Genomic DNA, 19,522 nt, shown 5'->3' with positions numbered 1-19,522 from the left:
GCGATAGAATCGTGCCATGAGGGGAATGCCCGAAAGCTCACCGCACCGCGTGGTCGTGCTCGCGCTCGACGGGGTCTACCCCTTCGAGCTCGGCATCCCGAAGCGCGTCTTCGGCTCGGCGGGAGATGCCTACGAGGTCGTGACCTGCGCCGCGACACCGAACCGCACCGTCCGCACGGACGCCGACTTCACGATCACCGTCGCGCACGGCCCGGAGGCGCTGGAGACCGCGGACACCGTGATCGTCCCGCCGTACGACATGGCCCGCATCGCCGACCCGCTGCCCGCCGCCGAACGGGCCGCGCTCGCCCGGATCCGGCCCGGCACCCGCACCGTCTCCATCTGCACGGGCGCCTTCGCGCTCGCCGAGGCCGGGATGCTCGACGGCCGGCGCGCCACCACGCACTGGGCGCTCGCGGACCGCTTCCGCCGGATGTTCCCGCACGTCGCCCTGGACCCGGACGTGCTGTTCGTCGAGGACGGCGACGTACTGACGTCCGCGGGCGCGGCCTCCGGCCTCGACGTCTGCCTGCACCTGGTGCGCTCCGACCACGGCAGCGCGCTCGCCAACTTCGTGGCCAAGTGCTGCGTCGTCCCGCCGTGGCGCGAGGGCGGCCAGGCCCAGTACATCGAGCAGCCCGTCCCCGAGGAGGGCGAGAGCGGCACCGCCCCCGCCCGCGCCTGGGCCCTGGAGCGCCTCGACCAGCCGCTAGCGCTACGGGAGTGGGCCACGCACGCCCGGATGAGCCCGCGCACGTTCGCCCGCCGCTTCCAGGAGGAGACGGGCACGAGCCCCGGCCGCTGGCTGATCCTCCAGCGCGTGCACAGGGCCCGCCACCTCCTGGAATCCACGGACCTCCCGGTGGACCGCATCGCGGCGGAGGTCGGCTTCGCCACCGGCACGTCCCTGCGCCAGCACCTGCACGCCACGATCGGCGTCACGCCACAGGCGTACCGCCGCACATTCCGGGCGGGCCCGGTGGGCGTGGGGTGAGGGGTGGGTGAGCGGGGCGGGGTGAGCGGGGGACTGTGACGCCCAGCCACGATATTTCCGTGGTCAGACGTCACAGTCCCCAGGAGTCCCCCGGGACTACGCCCCCTCCGGCCACTCCCACCGCTCCAGATCCCTCAGCCACACCCGTGCGTTGCCGTCCGACGGGGCGCGCCAGTCGCCGCGCGGCGAGAGCGAACCGCCGGCCGACACCTTCGGGCCGTTCGGCATCGCGGACCGCTTGAACTGCGCGAACTGGAAGAAGCGGCGGCAGAAGTACTCCAGCCAGTGCCGGATCTCGCCGAGGCTGTACGCGCCGCGCTCGTCCTCGGGGAAGCCGGGCGGCCAGGCGCCCGCCTCCACGTCGCGCCAGGCGTGCCACGCCAGGAACGCGATCTTGGAGGGGCGGAAGCCGTGCCGCAGCACGTAGTAGAGCGTGAAGTCGTGCAGCGCGTACGGGCCGATCTTCGACTCGGTGGACTGCAGCTCCTCGCCGGGGACCAGCTCGGGGCTGATCTCCGTGTCGAGGATCGCGGTGAGGATCCGCCCGGCCTCGTCGCCGAACTGGTCGCTGCTCACGACCCAGCGGATGAGGTGCTGGATGAGCGTCTTGGGCACGCCGCCGTTGACGTTGTAGTGGCTCATCTGGTCGCCGACGCCGTACGTGCACCAGCCGAGCGCCAGCTCGGACAGGTCGCCGGTGCCGAGGACGATGCCGCCGCGCTGGTTGGCGAGCCGGAACAGGTAGTCGGTGCGCAGGCCCGCCTGGACGTTCTCGAAGGTGACGTCGTACGCCGGCTCGCCGTCCGCGAAGGGGTGGTTCATTTCGCGGAGCATCAGGCGTGCGGTGTCAGTGATGTCCAGTTCGGCGGCTGTGACGCCGAGGGACTTCATGAGCGCGTGCGCGTTGTTTTTGGTGTGGTCGCCCGTCGCGAAGCCCGGCATCGTGAAGGCCAGGATGTCGGTGCGGGGGCGGCCCGCACGGTCCATCGCGCGGGCCGCGACGATCAGGGCGTGCGTGGAGTCGAGGCCGCCGGAGACGCCGATGACGACCTTGGGGCCGCCGATCGCTCCGAGCCGCTGCATCAGGCCGGAGACCTGGATGTTGTACGCCTCGTAGCAGTCCTGGGCGAGGCGCTCGGCGTCGGCCGGGACGAAGGGGAAGCGCTCGACGCGGCGGCGCAGCCCCAGGTCGGTGCTCGTGGGCGGGTCCAGGCGGAAGTCCACACGGCGGAAGCCCGCGGTCCGGCCCGCGTGCGTGCGGCGGTTGTCGTCGAACGTGCCCATCCGCTGGCGCTCCTGGCGCAGCAGGTCCAGGTCGATGTCGGCGACGGCGTGCTGGTCACCGAGCGGGAAGCGGTCCGTCTCGGCGAGCAGCGTGCCGTTCTCGTAGATCATGGTCTGGCCGTCCCACGAGAGGTCGGTCGTCGACTCTCCCGCTCCTGCCGCCGCGTAGACGTACGCGCTCAGGCAGCGGGCCGAGGCCGAGCGGCACAGCAGCTTGCGGTCCTCGGCGCGGCCGACCGTGATGGGGCTGCCGGAGAGGTTGAGGAGGACGGTCGCGCCGGCGAGGGCGGCCTCCGCGCTGGGCGGCACCGGGACCCACATGTCCTCGCAGATCTCCGCGTGCAGGACAAGACCTGCGACGTCCTCGGCCGCGAAGAGGAGGTCCGTGCCGAAGGGGATGTCCGCGCCCCCGATCCGGATCGTGCCGCCGCGCTCGTCGTCGCCCGCCGCGATCTGCCGCTTCTCGTAGAACTCGCGGTACGTGGGGAGGTACGACTTGGGGGCGACACCCAGGATGCGGCCGCGGTGCACCACGACCGCGCAGTTGTAGATGCGGTTGCGGTGGCGCAGCGGCGCGCCGACGACGAGGACCGGGAGGAGGTCCGCGGAGCCGGTGACGATGTCGGCCAGCGCCCCCTCCACCTCGTCCAGGACCGGGTCCTGGAGCACCAGGTCCTCGATGGAGTAGCCGCACAGGGCCATCTCGGGGAAGAGGGCGACGGCGACACCGTCCTCCGCGCAGCGGCGGCCCTGGCGCAGGACGGCCTCCGCGTTGGTGCGCGGGTCGGCGATGGCGGCGTGGCCGGTGCACGCGGCGACCCGCGCGAAACCGTGACTGTAGATCGACCGGAAGTTCACCTGTCCATGATGTCAACCGGGGCGGGGGCATGCGCGGCGGGGCTTGGCCACATTCCGATCGTGGCGTGAGCGAAGTGGTTCCGGTGGGTTCTCGTTCGGGGAGACTTCCCTGTGATTCCCGTACGCGCTACGGGAGTTGTGCGAGCGTCTTCGCGACGTGCACGGGGAGCACGCGGACAGGGGGAAGCGTGGAGATCAGGTTCTCGGCCCCGCAGGGCGAAGCGGGCGAAGTGGGCGACAAAGAGTTGCGGTTGCTGCGGGACTGGCTGGAGGAGGACGACCAGCTGCGGTCCGCGGGGGTGCGCATTGAAGGCGCGTACCAGGACCGGCCCGGTGCGATGGGTGACCTGCTCGAATGGTTCGGGGTCGCGTGCGGCGCGGCGTCCCTGGCGATCGAGGTGACGCACAGCGTCCGCGGCTGGTGGCGCAGCCGCGGGCACGAGGGCGAGCTGACGTTCGTCGTGCGGGGCGAGGACGTCGAGCGGATCGGCGGGCTGCTGCGCGACATCGGACTGCGTGAGGGCGGGCGTGCGGACGAGGGTGACGACGGAGACCCCCGATGACGGAGGTCGTGCCCGGCGAGGGCGGCGACCCGCATCGCGTCGACCCGAAGAAGTCCGCGTGTCTGCTCATCGGTGTCAACGACTACCGGCACGCGACGATGGAGCGCCTCGACAGCGTCGAGCGCAACCTGGAGCAGCTGAAGGCGGTGCTGCTCGACCCGGACATCGGCGGCTTCGAGACCGACCGGGTCGAGGTGCTCCACAATCCGGTCGCGGCCCGCCAGGTGACCGCCGCGATCGAGGCCGCGGGAAAGCTCGCGGCCGAGGACACGCTGATCGTCTACTACGCGGGCCACGGCATGCGCGACGGCGAGGACAACCGGCTGTTCCTGACGCTGCCCGACACGGAGCGGGGGCAGCCGGAGACCTGCGTCGACACCAAGTACGTACGCAAGGCCATCAGCCGCTCGCCCGCGCCCAGGACCGTGCTCATCCTGGACTGCTGCTACAGCGCCCAGTGGACGCGCGACGGCTCGATGTCCGGGGGCGAGAGCGGAGGCGAGGTCGCCGCCCGTTCCGTCCGCGACCTCAAGGGCCTCTATCTGATGGCCTCGTCGCCGCACAACCGCGCCTCGCACGCCCCCGACCCGGAACACTGCTCGGTGTTCACGGGCGCTCTGGTGGAGGTACTCGAGCAGGGCGACGCCGACGCGGGCGAGTCGATGCGCCTGAAGGACGTCTTCGAGCGGGTGCGTACGCGGGTCGAGGAGTGGGCGGCACGGCAGGAGGGGAGCGACGCGTCGGCCCCGCTGTCCACGGACGAGAACGGGCTCGGTGAGTACGCCTTCGTACGCAACGCCGCCCGCAGGCCCGCCCCCGCCCCGCCCGCCGCCCCGTCGCCGCCGCCGAACAGGGGGCGCGCCCTGGCCATCGGCATCGCGGTCGGCCTCGCGCTCGGGCTCACCGCCGGATTCGGCGCCCCGTACGTCGAGCACAAGCTGGACAAGCCCGCCCACCACGAGGCACGCGGCGCGTGCTCGCCCCGCGCGGCCCTGCTCGACCACTCGGACGCGCTCGACAAGGACGAGGTCGACAACGAGCCGGTGGCGGGTCTCTCCGGCCTCGCGTACGCGCCCGACGACCCGGAGCGGGTCTACGCGGTGGCCGACAACGACTCCACGCGGATCTTCCCGATCGAACTCCGCTCGCCCGGTGAACTGGCCCCGCGGGCGCAGCGGGCGCGCACCCTGCGCACGGCCGAGGGCGCCTCGCTCGGCGACTGGTTCGACGCCGAGGCCATCGCCGTGGAGAAGGGCGGGCGGACGGCGCTCGTCGCCGGCGAGACGGGCCCCTCCATCCGCCGCTTCGACCTGCGCACGGGCCGCCAGAAGGGTGACCCGCTGCCGCTGCCCAAGGCGTTCGAGATCTACCCGAAGGGCTCCGCGACGGCCGGTCGCACCATCGAGTCCATGACCCTGTCGCCGGGCGACAGGTACCTGTTCGTCGCGCTGGAGACGCCGCTCGCCGCCGACGGTGACGAACGCGGCCGCAACCTCCTGCGCATCCAGCGCTACGAGCGGCACGCCGACGGCCGCTTCGAACCCGACGTCCAGTACGCCTACCGGGGCGACGAGGGGCTCGGCCTCGCGGACCTCGTCGCCGTGTCCGAGACCCGGCTGCTCGCCCTGGAACGGCAGTACGTGGGCGGTCTGGGGAACGCGATCCACGTCAAGGACCTCGCACTCGCCGACGCCCAGAACGTGACCGACACGAAGCAGCTGTACGGGGCGCCCGCCGACGTCTACGTCACGAGCCGGGCCCTCTTCGACCTCGCCCGGTGCCCCGCGGGCAGTCCGGGCGAGGTGAACGCCGACGGGAACACCCAGTCGAACCCGCTCCTGGACAACGCCGAGGGCATGGCCCTCGGCGACACCATCACCACCGGCCACTACAAGGGCCGCAGGCACCTGCTCCTCGTGTCGGACGACAACCGCAACAAGGAGCAGACCACCCGCCTCTACTCCTTCGCCGTCAAGCTGTGAGAGGAGGCGGGGGTCGGGGCCGTACTACGCCAACTGCTCGAAGGTGAACGAGAATTCGGCCGGGCCGGGCGTCAGCCGGTACTGCGGGAGCACGCCAGGGCCGCACGACTGCGTGCCGATGCCCTGCTGTGAGTGGTCGAGGTGCACCCACAGGGTGTCGCCGGGCGTCAGGTCCGTGCGGTGGGTGGCCGCGTCGAGCTGCTGTGTCGTCCAGCGGCGGGCCGTGAGGGCGTAGGCGGGCTCGCCCTCGATGCGCAGGCCGCCGAGCTCCGCCCAGCGGACGTCGGCCCGCGCCCCGTTCTCCTGCGGTCGTACGTACGGGGTGTGCAGGGCGGCCACGTCCGACTCCCAGCGGCCGAGCCGCGCCGCATCGCGCGTGTCCGGGTACGCCTCGCCGGGGCCGCCGCCGAACCAGCGCACGCCCAAGTCCCCGACGGGGAGCCCGAGTCGGACGCCGAGCCGGGGCAGCGGGATCCGCCAGTCGCCCTCCGGCGCGACGGACACGGTCAGCCGCAGCCGCCGCTCGTCGGCCGTCCAGCGGTAGTTCGCGCGCAGGCCGATGTCACGGCTGGCCGGGCCGACCCGCGTACGGACGGTCAGCGCGGCGCCGTCCAACTCCACGCCGTCCACGCGGTGTTGCATACGGTGCAGGCCGAACTTCCGCCACAGCAGGCCGAGCCGCTCGCCGCTCTGCCAGCTCGCGCCGTCGTCGTTGTCCGTGGGGGCCCGCCATACGTCGAGGCGGGGAGCCGAGGCGAGTGTCACGTCGCCGATGGCGCGCAGGTCCCCGGTGCGGGCGTCGAAGGTGGCCGGGCCGAGCGTGATCACACCGTCGGCCGGCGAGGTGTGCCCTCCGAAAAGTGTCGCAGTGTTACGTACAACTGCGACACTATTCTGACCCCACGCCACCTCCCGGCCGTCGCCGTCCAGCGCCCGGACCGTCCAGTACCCGTCGCTCGTGGCGGGCGCCGACAGCTTCACGTCCGCGGTCTCGCCGGGGGAGAGCGGGGGCACGGTGAGCGTGCCGCGCTCCACGGCCTCGCCCTCCACCTCGTACGTCCAGTCGAAGGCCAGGTGGGACAGGTCGCGGAAGTCGTAGCGGTTGGTGACCTGCACGGTCCCGGCCGCCCCGTCGACGGCGATCCGTACGGGCTCGATCACCTTCTTGAACTCGATGAGCCCCGGCGACGGCGTCCGGTCCGGGAACAGCAGCCCGTCGCAGACGAAGTTCCCGTCGTGCAGCTCCTCGCCGAAGTCGCCGCCGTACGCGTACCCATGGCGCTCGTCGGCGACGCCGTGGTCGATCCACTCCCAGACGAACCCGCCCTGGAGACGCTCGTACTTCTCGAACAGCCGCTGGTAGTCGGCGAGTCCGCCGGGGCCGTTGCCCATGGCGTGCGCGTACTCGCACTGGATGAAGGGCAGCCGGCGTCGCTTCTCCGGGCCGCCGTCGACCCCCTGGCCGATCCGCTCGACCTCGGCGTGATCGGCGTACATGCGTGAATAGACGTCGGTGTCACGGCAGTTGATGTCGCCCTCGTAGTGCACGAGGCGCTCGGGGTCGCGCGCGCGGATCCACTCGGCCATGGCGGTGAGCCCGCGCCCGGTGCCCGCCTCATTGCCGAGGGACCACAGAACGATGGACGGATGGTTCTTGTCGCGCTCGACCGTACGGGCGGCCCGGTCGAGCAGCGCCGGGGTCCAGCGCTCGTCGTCGACCGGGTTGTCGCGCCAGCCCTGCTCGACGAAGCCGTGGGTCTCCAGGTCGCACTCGTCGATGACCCACAGCCCGTATTCGTCGCAGAGGGCGAGGAACGCCGGGTGCGGCGGGTAGTGGGAGGTGCGGACGGCGTTGATGTTGTGGGCCTTCATCAACTCGACGTCGCGGCGCATGGTTTCGAGGTCGAGCGCGCGGCCGTGCTCCGGGTGCCACTCGTGCCGGTTGACGCCCTTGAAGAGGATCGGCGTGCCGTTGACCTTGATGAGGCCGTCGGACAGCTCCACGGTACGGAAGCCGATCCGCAGCGGCACCCGCTCACCGGCCGTCGCGAGCTCGCCGTCGTACAGCCGCGGCGTCTCGGCCGTCCACGGCTCGACGGCGACCGTCACCGGCTCCCCGGTCGGGACGTCAACACCCAGCTCGGGCACGGTGATCCGTCCCGCCACATCGCTGTCGACGCGGAGTGTGCCGAGCCCGGTGGTGTGCTCGTACGAGGCGTGGGTGAAGAAGTCCCGGACGCCGCCGGTGGGGCGGTGCAGGAGTGTCACGTCGCGGAAGATGCCCGGCAGCCACCACTGGTCCTGGTCCTCCAGGTACGACCCCGCGGACCACTGGTGCACACGGACCGCGAGCACGTTGCCGGTGGGGGCGAGGAGATGGCCGACCTCGAACTCGTGCGGCAGCCGGCTCCCCTTGAACTCCCCGAGCTCCGTGCCGTTCAGCCACACCCTCGCGCAGGACTCCACCCCGTCGAATCGGACCACGGCCGAGCCGTCACCGGGCCAGTCACCGGGCAGATCGAAGACGCGCAGGTGATCCCCGGTCGGGTTCTCGTCGGGGACGCGCGGCGGGTCGACGGGGAACGGGTAGAGGACGTTCGTATACGCCGGCGCCCCGAACGCGCCGTCCCCCTGCATCACCCAGTGCCCGGGCACGGAGACGCTGCTCCAGCCGTCGGCGTCGTACGCAGGGGAGGCGAAGGAATCGTCGTGCGCATCGGCCGTCGCGGACAACCGGAAGTCCCAAGTCCCATTGAGGGAAACCGAGTTGGCGGACGAGTCGGCGTACCAGGCGCGGGGCGGGAGAGCGCCGTGGCCGGGGGAGGGGTCGGTTACGTAGTCGATGGACGTGGGCATGGAGCTCCTTACGTCGAAATCGGCACATTCAAGCCCCGCCGGCGATTGAGGCGCGGGGTCCGGGGCGGAGCCCCGTGGCGTCAACCCCGTTGCGGCCCAAGAACCCCTCCAGCGCAAACGTCGCCGCGCCAAGACTCACCGGATCCGTAGGAACCGGCGAAAGAACGATCTCCGCCGCGGCGAACGGCCCCGCGAGCGCATGCCGCCCCACCACCCCGCGTACCTCGCTCACCAGGGGACCGCCCAACGCCGCCGCGACCCAACTGCTGAGCACGACGACTTCGGGGTTGAGCAGATTGACGAGATCGGCGACGGCGGGCCCGAGATACCGCGCGGTCTCCCGCACCACATCGAGCGCCTCGGCGGAGCCCTCCGCGGCGGCCCGCCCGATCGCCTCGATGGTGGCGGTCTGGTCGTCGGGGTGGAGGAGCGGCGAACCGGGGTGCAGCTCCCGCAAGTTGCGCATGATGCCGGGCGCCCCCACGTACGCCTCCACGCACCCCCGGTCACCGCAGTGGCACGGCCGCCCGTCGAGAACCAGCGTGGTGTGTCCCCACTCGCCCGCGCTGTTGCTGACACCCCGATGCAGCGTGCCGCCGAGCGCGAGACCGGCGCCGACACCGGTGCCGAGGTTGACCACGACCGCGTCGTCCCGCCCGCGCGCCGCCCCGAACCACAGCTCGGCGACGGTGGAAGCGCGCAGCGGATTGTCCAGGTACAGGGGCACGTCGAGGTGTTGGGCGAGGAGTTCGCGCAGCGGTACCGCTTCGTGCCAGCCCCAGTTCGGGGCGTACACGCTGATGCCGCCCTGCCGGTCGACGAGCCCCGGCATGCAGACGCCGGCGCCGAGCACGGGCCCGCCGGTGTCGGCGTCGAGGACGGCCCGGACCGTGTCCGCGATCACGGCGACCACGTGCGCGGGTTCGTGCGCGCCGGGCCGCAGTTCGCGGTCGGCGCGGGCGACGACCCGCAGGTTCAGATCGAACCGCTCGGCGTGTACGTACGTCTCCGCGACGTCCACGCCGACGAGCGAGCCATGGCCCGCGTCGACCGAGACGAGGCCGCGCGGCCGCCCGCCCGCCGAGTCCACGAAGCCGCCCGTGACCAGGATCCCCAGGTCGAGCAGTTCCCCGACGAGCGTGCCGACGGTGGCCGAGCTGAGGCCCGTCTCCGCGGCCAACTCCTGCCGGGAGACGGCGGGTCGGTCGAGGCAGCGGCGCAGCACCTCGTACCGGTTCGCCGTCCGTATGTCGCGGGACATGCGCTTCATGCCGTCAGGCTAGGAGCGCCGCACGGACTTCGACAAGGGGTTGGAGAAAGGGCCTTCCGAAGTCGCGTCACGCACCCTTCTCACGCGCCGCGCGGCAGCAGCCCGCGCACGAACGCATTGCTGAACTTCCCTTCCGGGTCAAGACGTTCGGCCAGTGCGACGAAGTCCGCCGCATGCGGATACCGCTCGGCGACGCGCGCCGGATCCGCCGTGAACACCTTCCCCCAGTGCGGCCGCGGCCCGAACTCCCGCAGTCGGTCCTCCACCAGCGAGACGACCGGGAGCACCCGCTCCGTGTCCGCGACCCACGTGAAGTGGAACGCGACCGTGTCCCGGCCGTACGCGGGGCTCAGCCACTGCGTGTCGGCGGCGACCGTGCGCACCTCGCAGACCTGGACCACCGGGGCGATCCGGTCGCGCACCGCGTCGAGGGCGGCGAGGGCGGCCACGGTGTGCTCGCGCGGCAGCAGATACTCCGACTGGAGCTCGTCGCCGCTGCTGGGCGTGAACTCGGCCCGGAAGTGCGGCAGTCGCTCGTGCCAGGGCCCCGGCACCCCGAACTGCTCGGTGCAGTGCACGGCGGACATCCCCGGCACCGGGTGCTGCGCCTCGACGGCGGCCTCGGCCCACGGGAAGTCCAGCGCGTCCGGCATCCGCCGCTTCACCCACACCTGGTCGAAGCGCGGCCCGCGCCAGTCGGTGAACAGACTCACGCTGTACGCGGCGGACGACACGGCCGCGAAGTCGAGCCCCTGGAAGGGGAGTTCACGGAATACGTGCTGCGCGACATCGAAGGACGGCTCCACGTCCAGCGTCAGTGACAGCACCACACCGAGCGCGCCCAGCGAGACGACCGCGCCCTCGAAACCGGCATCCCCGCGCGCGAGCGTGACCAGTTCCCCGTCCCCGGTGAGGATCTCCACGGCCCGCACGGCCTCGGCCAGTGACCGGTTGCCATTGCCCGAGCCGTGCGTGCCGGTGGCCACCGAGCCGGCGACGGAGATGTGCGGCAGCGAGGCCATATTGGGCAGCGCGAGTCCGTGCCCGTGCAGCGCGGCGGCCAGCTCGGCGTAGCGCACACCGCCGCCGACCCGGACGGTGCGCTCCGCGGTGTCGACGTCGATCCGGCTCGGCAGCGCGCCGAGCGACACGAGCGCGCCGCCGCGCTCCGCGTCCACGTCGGCGATCCGGTTGAACGAGTGGCCGCTGCCGAGCACCCGTATGTGCCCGCTCGTGGCGACGGCCTTGCGCAACTCGTCGACGGTGGCGGGCCGGTGCAACCGGTCAGCGGCGAAGGTGATGTTGCGGGCCCAATTGGTGACACCTGACATGGGGAGGCCTCTCTTCAGGAGCGGATTGCCGAGAATTGGACCACGACCATCCAAGCCCCTGCGGCGATTGAGCAGCGGGGTCCGGGGCGGAGCCCCGAGTCCGCAACCTGACGGGTACCGCCGAACTACGGGTGACCCCACGGGAGTACCGTGCCTGCGCATGACGTACACCGACGACCACCGCACCACACACCGGCACCTGCGGCAGCACCCCCGCGCCGACCTGGAAGCGATCCTCGACGCGGGCTTCGTGTGTCATCTCGGGGTCATGGTCGACGGCGCCCCCGTCGTCGTACCGACCGTCTACGGACGTGACGAGCGGCGGCTGTACGTGCACGGGTCCGTGGCCAGCCGCAGCCTCGCGGCCGACCCGAACGCGGCGGTGTGCGTGACGGTGACCCACGTGGACGGTCTCGTCCTCGCCCGCTCCGTCTTCGAGCACGGTGTGAACTACCGCAGCGCCATGGTGCACGGGGTGCCGCGCATGATCACCGACGAGGCCGAGAAGCTGGAGGGCCTGCGCCGCCTCACCGAGCACGCGACCCCCGGCCAGTGGACGTACGCGCGGCAGCCGAACCGCAAGGAACTCGCCGCCACCACGCTCCTCTCGCTCTCCCTCGAAGAGGCCTCCGTGAAGATCCGGTCCGGCGCGCCCGACGACGGGGCGTCGGCGGACGCGGAGCTCGGCCTCTGGGCCGGGACCCTGCCGCTGAACGCCCGCTGGGGCGCTCCCACGGCCGATCCGCTGCTGCCCACCGGCATCACCGCGCCCGCCCATGTCGTGGCCCGAGCGGGGACCCGGCAAGGCTGACCGGCCACGCCGGGGCGTACCGTGAGGAGTCGGAACCGTAGAACAGCAGAAGGTCGAGGAGTAACGGGATGCAGAGCCGTACGGCGCTGGTAGAGGACCTGATGGAGCGCTTCCCGCACGTTCCGAAGGAAGCTGTCTTCAAGGAGGACCTGCTGCGTGGCGGCGTCGCCTTCGACGCGTCCGCGCTCAGTGACAACGAGGACGGCGAGGTCAAGCCGAAGTCGTACTTCATCTTCTCGTTCGACCACGGCACGCTCCCCGAGCTGGGCGAGGCCGCGCTGCGCCGCCCGCCCGAGGAGATCGTCCTCACAGGCGGCCCCTACGACCTGCGCCGCACGGTCGTCTCGGTCCGCGTGAACCCGAAGTCCCCGTACCGGGTCGCCGCGAACGAGGACGGCATGCTCGGCCTGTACCTCGACGGCAAGCGCATCTCCGACGTGGGCGTGCCGCCGATGCCGGAGTACTACCGGCACAAGCTCTCCAACGGGAAGTCGGTCATGGAGGTGGCGCCCACGATCCAGTGGGGCTACCTGATCTACCTGACCGCGTTCCGGGTCTGCCAGTACTTCGGCGCCAAGGAGGAGTGCCAGTACTGCGACATCAACCACAACTGGCGCCAGCACAAGGCGGCCGGGCGGCCGTACACGGGCGTGAAGGACGTCGACGAGGTCCTCGAGGCCCTGGAGATCATCGACAAGTACGACACCGCGAAGGCGTCCAAGGCGTACACGCTCACCGGCGGCGCGATCACGACGAAGGTCCAGGGCCTGGACGAGGCGGACTTCTACGGCCGGTACGCCAAGGCCATCGAGGAGTACTTCCCGGACCGCTGGATCGGCAAGGTCGTCGCCCAGGCGCTGCCCAAGGACGATGTGCAGCGCTTCAAGGACTACGGCGTGCAGATCTACCACCCCAACTTCGAGGTGTGGGACGAGTACCTGTTCAAGATGTACTGCCCCGGCAAGGAGCGCTACGTCGGCCGCGACGAGTGGCACAAGCGGATCCTCGAATCGCGTGACGTCTTCGGCGCGCGCAACGTGATCCCGAACTTCGTCGCGGGCGTCGAGATGGCCGAGCCGTTCGGCTTCAAGACCGTCGACGAGGCCATCGCCTCCACCACCGAGGGCCTGCGCTTCTTCATGTCGAACGGCATCACGCCGCGCTTCACCACGTGGTGCCCCGAGCCGACGACGCCGCTCGGCAAGGAGAACCCGAACGGGGCGCCGCTGGAGTACCACATCCGGCTGCTCGACGCCTACCGCTCGACCATGGACGAGTACGGGCTCTCCTCGCCTCCCGGATACGGTCCGGCCGGCGCGGGCCGGGCCGTGTTCTCGGTCAGCTCGTTCATGGACAGCCTCGCGCCCAACGAAGAGGCCATGGAGTTCTGAGTTACGCGGCTGCCTGCTCGCCGGATGTGTCCGTACCGGCGGCGGGCAGCGCGCTCGGCGCGTCGATCAGACGGCCGAGCAGGTCGGGACGGGCGGCGGGGGAGACGTCCGCGAGCAGCGCGGCCAGGACGGCGATCCGGGTCTGGCCCGCGCGCAGCGTGCCGCTGAGCACGGCGCCCGCGGCGACCAGGTCCACGGCGCCGCCACCGGTGTAGATCTCGGCGAGCGGGCCCGCGGATACGCGCGTAGAAACGGCGACGAGGACTCCGCGGCGTACGGCGGAGGACACCGCGTCGACCAGTTCCGGCGTCGCGTTCCCCGCGCCCGTGGCGACGAGCACGATGCCGCGCGCGCCCGCGGCGACGGCGGCGTCGAAGAGCGTGGCGTCGGCGTCGGAGTGGTGCATGACGATGTCGACGCGGGGGACCTCAGATATCACCGCGCCGGCCCCCGGCTGCGGCAGCGGGGCCGGGCGGCGCGGCTTGTGGCGCAGGTCGACGCGGCCGAAGCCGAGCCGGCCGAGCGGTCCCGCGGACGGGTCGGCGAAGGCGTCGGCCGCGAGGGTCTGCGTCTTCACGGTGCCGCGGGCCGCGTGCACCTTCCCGTCGAAGGCGATGAGCACGCCCAGGTCCCGTACGTTCGCGGCGACCTGGAGCGCGTCGTACATGTTCCCCGGGCCGTCGCCCTCGGCCTGGCCGAGCGGCTTCTGGGCGCCGGTGAAGACGACCGGGCGCGGGTCGTCGTGGTGCAGGTCGAGCAGGAACGCGGACTCCTCCAGGGTGTCCGTGCCGTGCGTGACCACGATGCCGTCGACGGCCGGGTCGGCGAGGACCTCGCGCACCGTGCGCAGCAGTGTCAGCTGGAGCTCCGTCGTCATCCGCGAGCTGTTCACGTTGAACAGGTCGACGACGGTCACCTCGACCCCCTCGGGCAGCGCGGCCGACGCCAGCACCGTGTCCCCACCGGCGTCGGCGGCGTAGCCGGTGCCCTGCCAACGGCTGGCGATGGTGCCGCCGGTGCTGATGAGGGTGATGCGTGCCATGTGACCTGCCTTGTGGGAGCGTATGTTCGAGCTACAGCAAGGATAAATCGTGATCTGCGCAATCGGATTGCGAATCCTGGCCGATGATCGCGGAAACCGTGGGGCATGATTGCGCCATGGACCGGATCGACCTGCATATCTTGCGTGAGCTCCAGGAGGACGGCCGCCTGAGCAATCAGGACCTGGCCGCACGCGTCGGGCTCAGCGCCTCCCCGTGCATGCGCCGCGTGCGTCAGCTGGAGAAGGACGGCGTCATCCAGGGCTATCGCGCGATCGTCGACCCGGACGCCGTCGGCCGCGGCTTCGAGGTCCTCGTCTCCATCGAGGTGCGCCGCGACCGCGCCTCCGTCGAGGCCTTCGAGCACGCGCTCCAGGACATCCCCGACGTCGTCGAGGCCTACCGCCTCTTTGGTAGCCCCGGCTGCCTGCTGCGCATCGCGGTCGCCGACCTCGCCGCGTACGAACGCCTGTGGATCGAGCGGCTCACCGCGCTCGACGGGGTCACCGAGGTGAACTCGCAGATCATCATGAAGCGCGTCAAGGAACCGAAGGGACTGCCGGTCTAGGCGATCCGGGAGACAGCCCCTTCGGCTCGGTCCTACTGCTCCCGCAGGCTCAGCACCAGCTCGCGCGGCAGCCCGTGGGTGTCGTGCAGATAGTGCAGGTCGTCCTCGCCCAGCGGGCCCGAGAAGCGCGGCCGCGACAGCACCTTCCTGCCGCGCTCCAGGAGCCGGTCGAAGCGCAGCTCCTCGTCGAGCAGCACCTGACGGACGTACGACGGGTCGACGTCCTGGCGGAAGTGGTCCAGGGTGTGCCGGATCAGCTCGACCGGCAGGTCCCCGAGCGTGCGGGTCGGTTCCTCGCGGCGCAGCACGGTCAGCACCCGCCGGATCAGCCGGCGCAGCACGTACCCGCGCCCGGTGTTCGACGGCCGCACCCCGTCGCCGACGACCACGACGGACGAGCGCAGATGGTCGCCGACCACCCGGAACGACGGCTCGTCCAGCGGCCACAGGCCCGGCAGCAGCCGCCGCCAAGGATCGAACACATCACACTCGAAGACGGACGACCGCCCCTGCAACAGCGACGAAAGCCGCTCAAGTCCGAGCCCGGTGTCGACGTTGCGCTGGGGGAGCGGCACCAACGAGCCGTCGTCGAGGCGCCGGTAACGCATCGTCACGTGGTTCCACACCTCCACCCAGCGCTCGTCCTTGGTCGGCGTCGACTGCGGGGGTGTGTCACCGGTCCACAGGAAGATCTCCGAGTCGGGACCGCACGGCCCGGTCGGCCCGTTGGACCACCAGTTGTCCTCGACGGTCTCCTCGACCGGCACCCCGAGCCGCTCCCACATGTCGCGGGAACCCGTGTCGGGCCCGGTCTGCTCGTCGCCGCCGAACACGGTCACGTACAGCATCCGCGGGTCGATGCCGAAGCCCTCGGTGAGCAGCTCGTACCCCCACTCCAGGCTCCGCGGCCCCTCGTAGTCACCGAGTGACCAGGTGCCGAGCATCTCGAAGACCGTCAGGTGCGTGGGGTCGCCGACCTCCTCCAGATCCGTGGTCCGCAGACACCGCTGTACGTTGACGAGCCGCCGGCCCAGCGGATGGGGGCGGCCCTCCAGGTACGGGGTGAGCGGGTGCATCCCGGAGGTGGTGAACAGGACCGGGTCGCCGGGCGGCGGCAGCAGCGTCGAACCGGTGATGCGGCGGTGGCCGCGGTCCTCGTAGAACTCGGTGAACGTACGGATGACGTCGTCGGTGCGCATGGGGTGACTCCTTGGTGAGGGAGGCACCGGAAGCGGCCGGGCGGAGCGCTGGGTGACAACGGAAAAACCGGCGGCCGTTTCCGGTCGCCGGTGGAAGAGGTGGGTACGTCAGGCGGCGGCAACCGGCGAGCTGGTCGCTCGCGCGGTCGCGGTGGTCGTGCGGTGCCCCATGACGTTCATGAGGCCGAGGATAACGCGGCCCGTCCCGCGGGGGCCAGGCATTTTCCGGGGCCGGTCAGTAGCGGCGCACCGCGCCCCTCGCCACGGAGGACAGCAGGGAACCGATGGCGATGCCGATCACGAGGTACACCCCCGCGGTGCCGAGCTTCGCCTGCCACGTCAGGCCGGTCGTGAACGGGAGCAGCACCATGACCGCCGTCGCGAGACCGATGATCCAGGCGAAGAAGCGCTCGGGCCGCGGGGTCGCCACGATCAGCAGGTTGAGGAGCGCGGTCGCGACGAGCGCCGCCACCGCGGCGCCGCCCGCGAGCGCCCCGGTGGTCGCGTTGCCCATCAGGCCGTCGCCCTCCGGCGCGAACACCGGGACGTCGAGCACACCCCGTACGAGGAGGAGCGCGACCACCGCCGTGAGGGCGGCGATCACGGCGGTCATCAGCCCACCAGCCCACAGCTTTCCGGCGTCGAGGCGGGGCTGCGGCTCGGGCGCGTAGCCGGGTTCGGGCGGGCCGTAGGACTGGCCGTAGTTCTGGCCGTAGGACTGCTGGCCGTAGGGCGAGTTCTGTGGTTCCACGATGAGGCTTTCCGATCGGGTTGCCGGGAGCGGCCTGCCTGGCCCGTTGCTGTCGGTGCAGTATCACCCGACCCCACATTCCCCGCATTTCGGCTGATTTCGTCCAGCCTTCCGCTCGTCCGGCACGAAGTCCTCGGCAATGCGGGGGACTTCATCACCCGTCTGGCGTCGTCCGTCTCGCCCGTCGGCGCCGCGGCGGTTCCCCTGGCATTCGACACAGCGCGCCGCGGGCGTGCCGACAAGGAGGCAACGGTGGCGGAGGACACGGCGCCCTTGGGGCCTGCCGAGCAGGCCGAACTCGCGCGACTGCGGGGCCGGGTGGCCGAGCTGGAGGCCGAGCGCGGAGGGGACCGGCGCCACCGGGGGCGGTCGTTCCTCGCCGTCGTGCTCATCGTGATCGGCTGCATCCTCGCGCCGCTCGGCATCGTCGCGTCGTGGGCCGCCGACACGGTCGGCGACACCGACCGCTATGTGGCGACCGTCGCCCCGCTCGCGTCGAACCCCGACATCCAGAAGGCCGTCGCGACCCGGGCCACGAACGAGATCATGACCCGGATCGACCTCCAGTCCCTGCTGTCCGAAGTGCCCACCAAGGACCGGCCGCTCGTCGAGAAGTCCCTGGGCAAGCTGGGTGACTCCCTGGAGGGCGCGGTTCGCAGCTTCGTCCAGGACAAGGCGCAGGCGGTCGTCGCCTCCGACGCCTTCGAGAACATCTGGAAGCAGACCAACCGCACGGCCCACAGCTCCCTGATGAAGGCGCTGACCGGCAGCGGAGGCGGTTCGGTCAAGGTCGAGGGCGACACCGTCACCCTCGATCTCGGGCCGCTCGTCGAGCAGGTGAAGCAGCGCCTCGTCGACTCGGGCCTCACCGTCGCGGGCCGGATCCCCGAGGTCCACACCGACTTCACGCTCGTCACGAACGACAACATCGGCAAGGCCAAGACGTATCTGCGGCTGCTCCAGGTGATGGGCAACTGGTTGCCGGTCATCGCCCTCGTCCTCGTCGCCGCGGGCGTGCTGCTCTCCGTACGCCGCCGCAGGTCGCTCGTGGCCACCGCGCTCGCGGTCGCCGTGAGCTGCGGTCTGCTCGGCATCGGGCTCCGCGTCTTCCGCGTCGTCTACCTCGACCGGCTGCCCGCGAGCGTCTCGCAGGACGCGGCCGCCGCGGTCTACGACACCATGACGCACTTCCTGTTCACCATGGTCCGCATGGTGGTCGCGCTCGGCGTGATCGTCGCGCTCGCCGCGTGGCTCACCGGGCGCGGCAAGCGGGCAGGCGTGGTGCGCGGGCTGTGGATCTCCGGCATCGACGCCACGCGGCTCACCGCGGACCGGGCCGGGTTCCGCACCGGGCCCGTCGGGCCGTTCGTGCGGCACTACCGGACGTGGATCGTCTGGATCCTGCTCGCGGGCGCGCTCCTCGTCTACCTGCTGTGGTCGTACCCGACCGGGTGGGTGGTCGTCGGGATCGCCCTGTGCCTGCTGTTCCTGCTGGCGGTGGTGGAGTTCCTGGCGGCGGAGGGGGTCGGGGACGGCCCGCCCACGCCGACCACCGTCTGAGGCGGGAACGGGAACGGTGATGACGATGACGATGGGGAAGGTCGACGCGGCCACGGTCCGGCGCATGGCGGACACCCTGTTCATCGAGCGCTCGTGGAAGAGCCCCGGCTCGACCCGGTTCTGGGGTCTGCTCGTGCTGGCCTCGGTGATCGCGGCCGCGGGCGTGGTGGGCGACTCGACGGCCACGGTGATCGGCGCGATGATCGTCGCCCCGCTGATGACGCCGATCCTCGGCAGCGCGCTCGCCCTGGTCCTCGCGGACCGCTCCCAGGTCGTACGGTGCGTGCTGCTCGTCCTCGGCGGGGCGCTCGCGGTGGTGGCGATCGGGATGCTGCTGGGGTGGATCGCGGCGCCGCCCGACGAATTCGCGTCGAACTCGCAGGTGTCGTCGAGGATCAGCCCACGCCTCATCGACCTGCTGGCCGCGCTCGCCACGGGCACGGTGGGCGCGTTCGCGCTGGTCCGCGCGGACATCTCCGACACGCTGCCGGGCGTCGCGATCGCCATCTCGCTGGTGCCGCCGCTGGCCGTCACGGGGCTGCTGATCACGGTGGGCCGGTTCCACGACGCGTTCGAGGCGGGGCTGCTGTTCGCCACGAACGTCGCCGCGATCGTGGCGACCGGGACGGTGGTGTTCCTCGTGTACGGGATCCGGGGCGCGGCCCGGGAGTCCGAGCGGTACGTGGGGGAGTTCCACGGTCGTACGTTGGTGGCGGTGGTCGGGGTCCTGGTGCTGATCGCGGTGCCGCTGACCACGGGAACGGTGTCGGTGTGGCGGGACCGGATCCTCGCGGCGGACGCGCGGCCGGTCGCCGAGCAGTGGGCGGCGATGGGGAAGTGGCAGATCGCGTCCGTGGAGGCGCGGCAAGGGGTGGTGGTGATCGGCGTCCTGGGCCTGCCGCCGCAGCCGGCGCCGACGGTGCTGCGCACCGCGCTCGACCGGAACGGCATGTCCGACGCGGACCTGGAGCTCCACCTCGTGGGCGGGCGTACGCATTGGTGTGCGGCCGGGGGCGTGACGTGCGAGGTGAAGGGGGCGTAGCGATACGCACCTGACGCTCAAG

General features: G+C 71.5%; 15 protein-coding genes. 8 read left to right on the top strand and 7 right to left on the bottom strand.

Annotated features, from left to right (window positions below; genetic code table 11):
* Nucleotides 1-16: 16 nt before the first annotated feature.
* On the top strand, nucleotides 17-994 hold the full coding sequence (locus tag OKJ99_RS16845) for a GlxA family transcriptional regulator (RefSeq protein WP_326017082.1): 978 nt from the start codon (nucleotides 17-19) through the stop codon (nucleotides 992-994).
* Nucleotides 995-1,090: 96 nt separating this feature from the next.
* Here OKJ99_RS16845 and OKJ99_RS16840 read toward each other — a convergent pair whose 3' ends face one another.
* Nucleotides 1,091-3,136 (bottom strand): NAD(+) synthase, encoded by a 2,046-nt coding sequence (locus OKJ99_RS16840; protein WP_326017080.1) that lies wholly within the window; start codon nucleotides 3,134-3,136, stop codon nucleotides 1,091-1,093.
* A gap of 188 nt (nucleotides 3,137-3,324) precedes the next feature.
* On the opposite strand from OKJ99_RS16840, the gene OKJ99_RS16835 reads away from it, so the two are divergent.
* Nucleotides 3,325-3,699, top strand: coding sequence for an effector-associated constant component EACC1 (locus OKJ99_RS16835; protein ID WP_326017078.1), 375 nt, complete (start codon nucleotides 3,325-3,327; stop codon nucleotides 3,697-3,699).
* Nucleotides 3,696-5,681, top strand: a complete 1,986-nt coding sequence (locus OKJ99_RS16830; RefSeq protein ID WP_326017076.1) for a caspase, EACC1-associated type — start codon at nucleotides 3,696-3,698, stop codon at nucleotides 5,679-5,681. The genes OKJ99_RS16835 and OKJ99_RS16830 overlap by 4 nt, the downstream gene beginning before the upstream one ends.
* Before the next feature lie 24 nt (nucleotides 5,682-5,705).
* Here the strand turns inward: OKJ99_RS16830 and OKJ99_RS16825 are convergent, their stop codons facing one another.
* From OKJ99_RS16825 to OKJ99_RS16815, 3 genes are all read right to left on the bottom strand, one after another.
* Nucleotides 5,706-8,537, bottom strand: coding sequence for a glycoside hydrolase family 2 TIM barrel-domain containing protein (locus OKJ99_RS16825; RefSeq protein WP_326017074.1), 2,832 nt, complete (start codon nucleotides 8,535-8,537; stop codon nucleotides 5,706-5,708).
* A gap of 28 nt (nucleotides 8,538-8,565) precedes the next feature.
* A complete protein-coding gene (locus tag OKJ99_RS16820) occupies nucleotides 8,566-9,807 on the bottom strand; it encodes an ROK family protein (RefSeq protein ID WP_326017072.1) in 1,242 nt (413 codons plus the stop codon).
* Between the two features lie 80 nt (nucleotides 9,808-9,887).
* Nucleotides 9,888-11,138: an FAD-binding protein gene (locus OKJ99_RS16815; RefSeq protein WP_326017070.1), complete on the bottom strand. Its 1,251-nt coding sequence runs from the start codon at nucleotides 11,136-11,138 to the stop codon at nucleotides 9,888-9,890.
* Nucleotides 11,139-11,298: 160 nt separating this feature from the next.
* Here OKJ99_RS16815 and OKJ99_RS16810 point away from each other — a divergent pair, with 160 nt between their 5' ends.
* Nucleotides 11,299-11,949, top strand: a complete 651-nt coding sequence (locus tag OKJ99_RS16810) for a pyridoxamine 5'-phosphate oxidase family protein (RefSeq protein WP_326017068.1) — start codon at nucleotides 11,299-11,301, stop codon at nucleotides 11,947-11,949.
* Between the two features lie 68 nt (nucleotides 11,950-12,017).
* Entirely contained in the window at nucleotides 12,018-13,340 is a 1,323-nt protein-coding gene (locus OKJ99_RS16805; protein ID WP_326017066.1) for a radical SAM protein, read from the top strand.
* A gap of 1 nt (nucleotide 13,341) precedes the next feature.
* On the opposite strand, the gene OKJ99_RS16800 is transcribed toward OKJ99_RS16805, so the two are convergent.
* Complete coding sequence (locus OKJ99_RS16800) at nucleotides 13,342-14,382, bottom strand: asparaginase (protein WP_326017064.1); 1,041 nt, start codon at nucleotides 14,380-14,382, stop codon at nucleotides 13,342-13,344.
* A 116-nt stretch (nucleotides 14,383-14,498) separates the two neighbouring features.
* Here OKJ99_RS16800 and OKJ99_RS16795 point away from each other — a divergent pair, with 116 nt between their 5' ends.
* Nucleotides 14,499-14,948 (top strand): Lrp/AsnC family transcriptional regulator, encoded by a 450-nt coding sequence (locus tag OKJ99_RS16795; protein ID WP_326017062.1) that lies wholly within the window; start codon nucleotides 14,499-14,501, stop codon nucleotides 14,946-14,948.
* Between the two features lie 32 nt (nucleotides 14,949-14,980).
* Here the strand turns inward: OKJ99_RS16795 and OKJ99_RS16790 are convergent, their stop codons facing one another.
* Complete coding sequence (locus tag OKJ99_RS16790; RefSeq protein WP_326017060.1) at nucleotides 14,981-16,147, bottom strand: alanine--tRNA ligase-related protein; 1,167 nt, start codon at nucleotides 16,145-16,147, stop codon at nucleotides 14,981-14,983.
* A gap of 235 nt (nucleotides 16,148-16,382) precedes the next feature.
* Nucleotides 16,383-16,898, bottom strand: a complete 516-nt coding sequence (locus OKJ99_RS16785) for a DUF6069 family protein (protein WP_326017058.1) — start codon at nucleotides 16,896-16,898, stop codon at nucleotides 16,383-16,385.
* A gap of 252 nt (nucleotides 16,899-17,150) precedes the next feature.
* On the opposite strand from OKJ99_RS16785, the gene OKJ99_RS16780 reads away from it, so the two are divergent.
* Nucleotides 17,151-18,458 (top strand): hypothetical protein, encoded by a 1,308-nt coding sequence (locus OKJ99_RS16780; protein WP_326017057.1) that lies wholly within the window; start codon nucleotides 17,151-17,153, stop codon nucleotides 18,456-18,458.
* Nucleotides 18,459-18,483: 25 nt separating this feature from the next.
* The gene (locus OKJ99_RS16775; RefSeq protein ID WP_326017055.1) at nucleotides 18,484-19,500 is read left to right on the top strand and encodes a TIGR00341 family protein; all 1,017 of its coding nucleotides are present in this window, start codon (nucleotides 18,484-18,486) and stop codon (nucleotides 19,498-19,500) included.
* Nucleotides 19,501-19,522: the final 22 nt, after the last annotated feature.

The sequence above is a fragment of the Streptomyces endophyticus genome (genome assembly GCF_035798155.1).
In the GTDB taxonomy this organism is placed as follows: Bacteria; Actinomycetota; Actinomycetes; order Streptomycetales; family Streptomycetaceae; genus Streptomyces; species Streptomyces endophyticus.
Note: the sequence above shows the minus strand (reverse complement) of the source record. Positions and strands in the feature narration are given on the sequence as shown.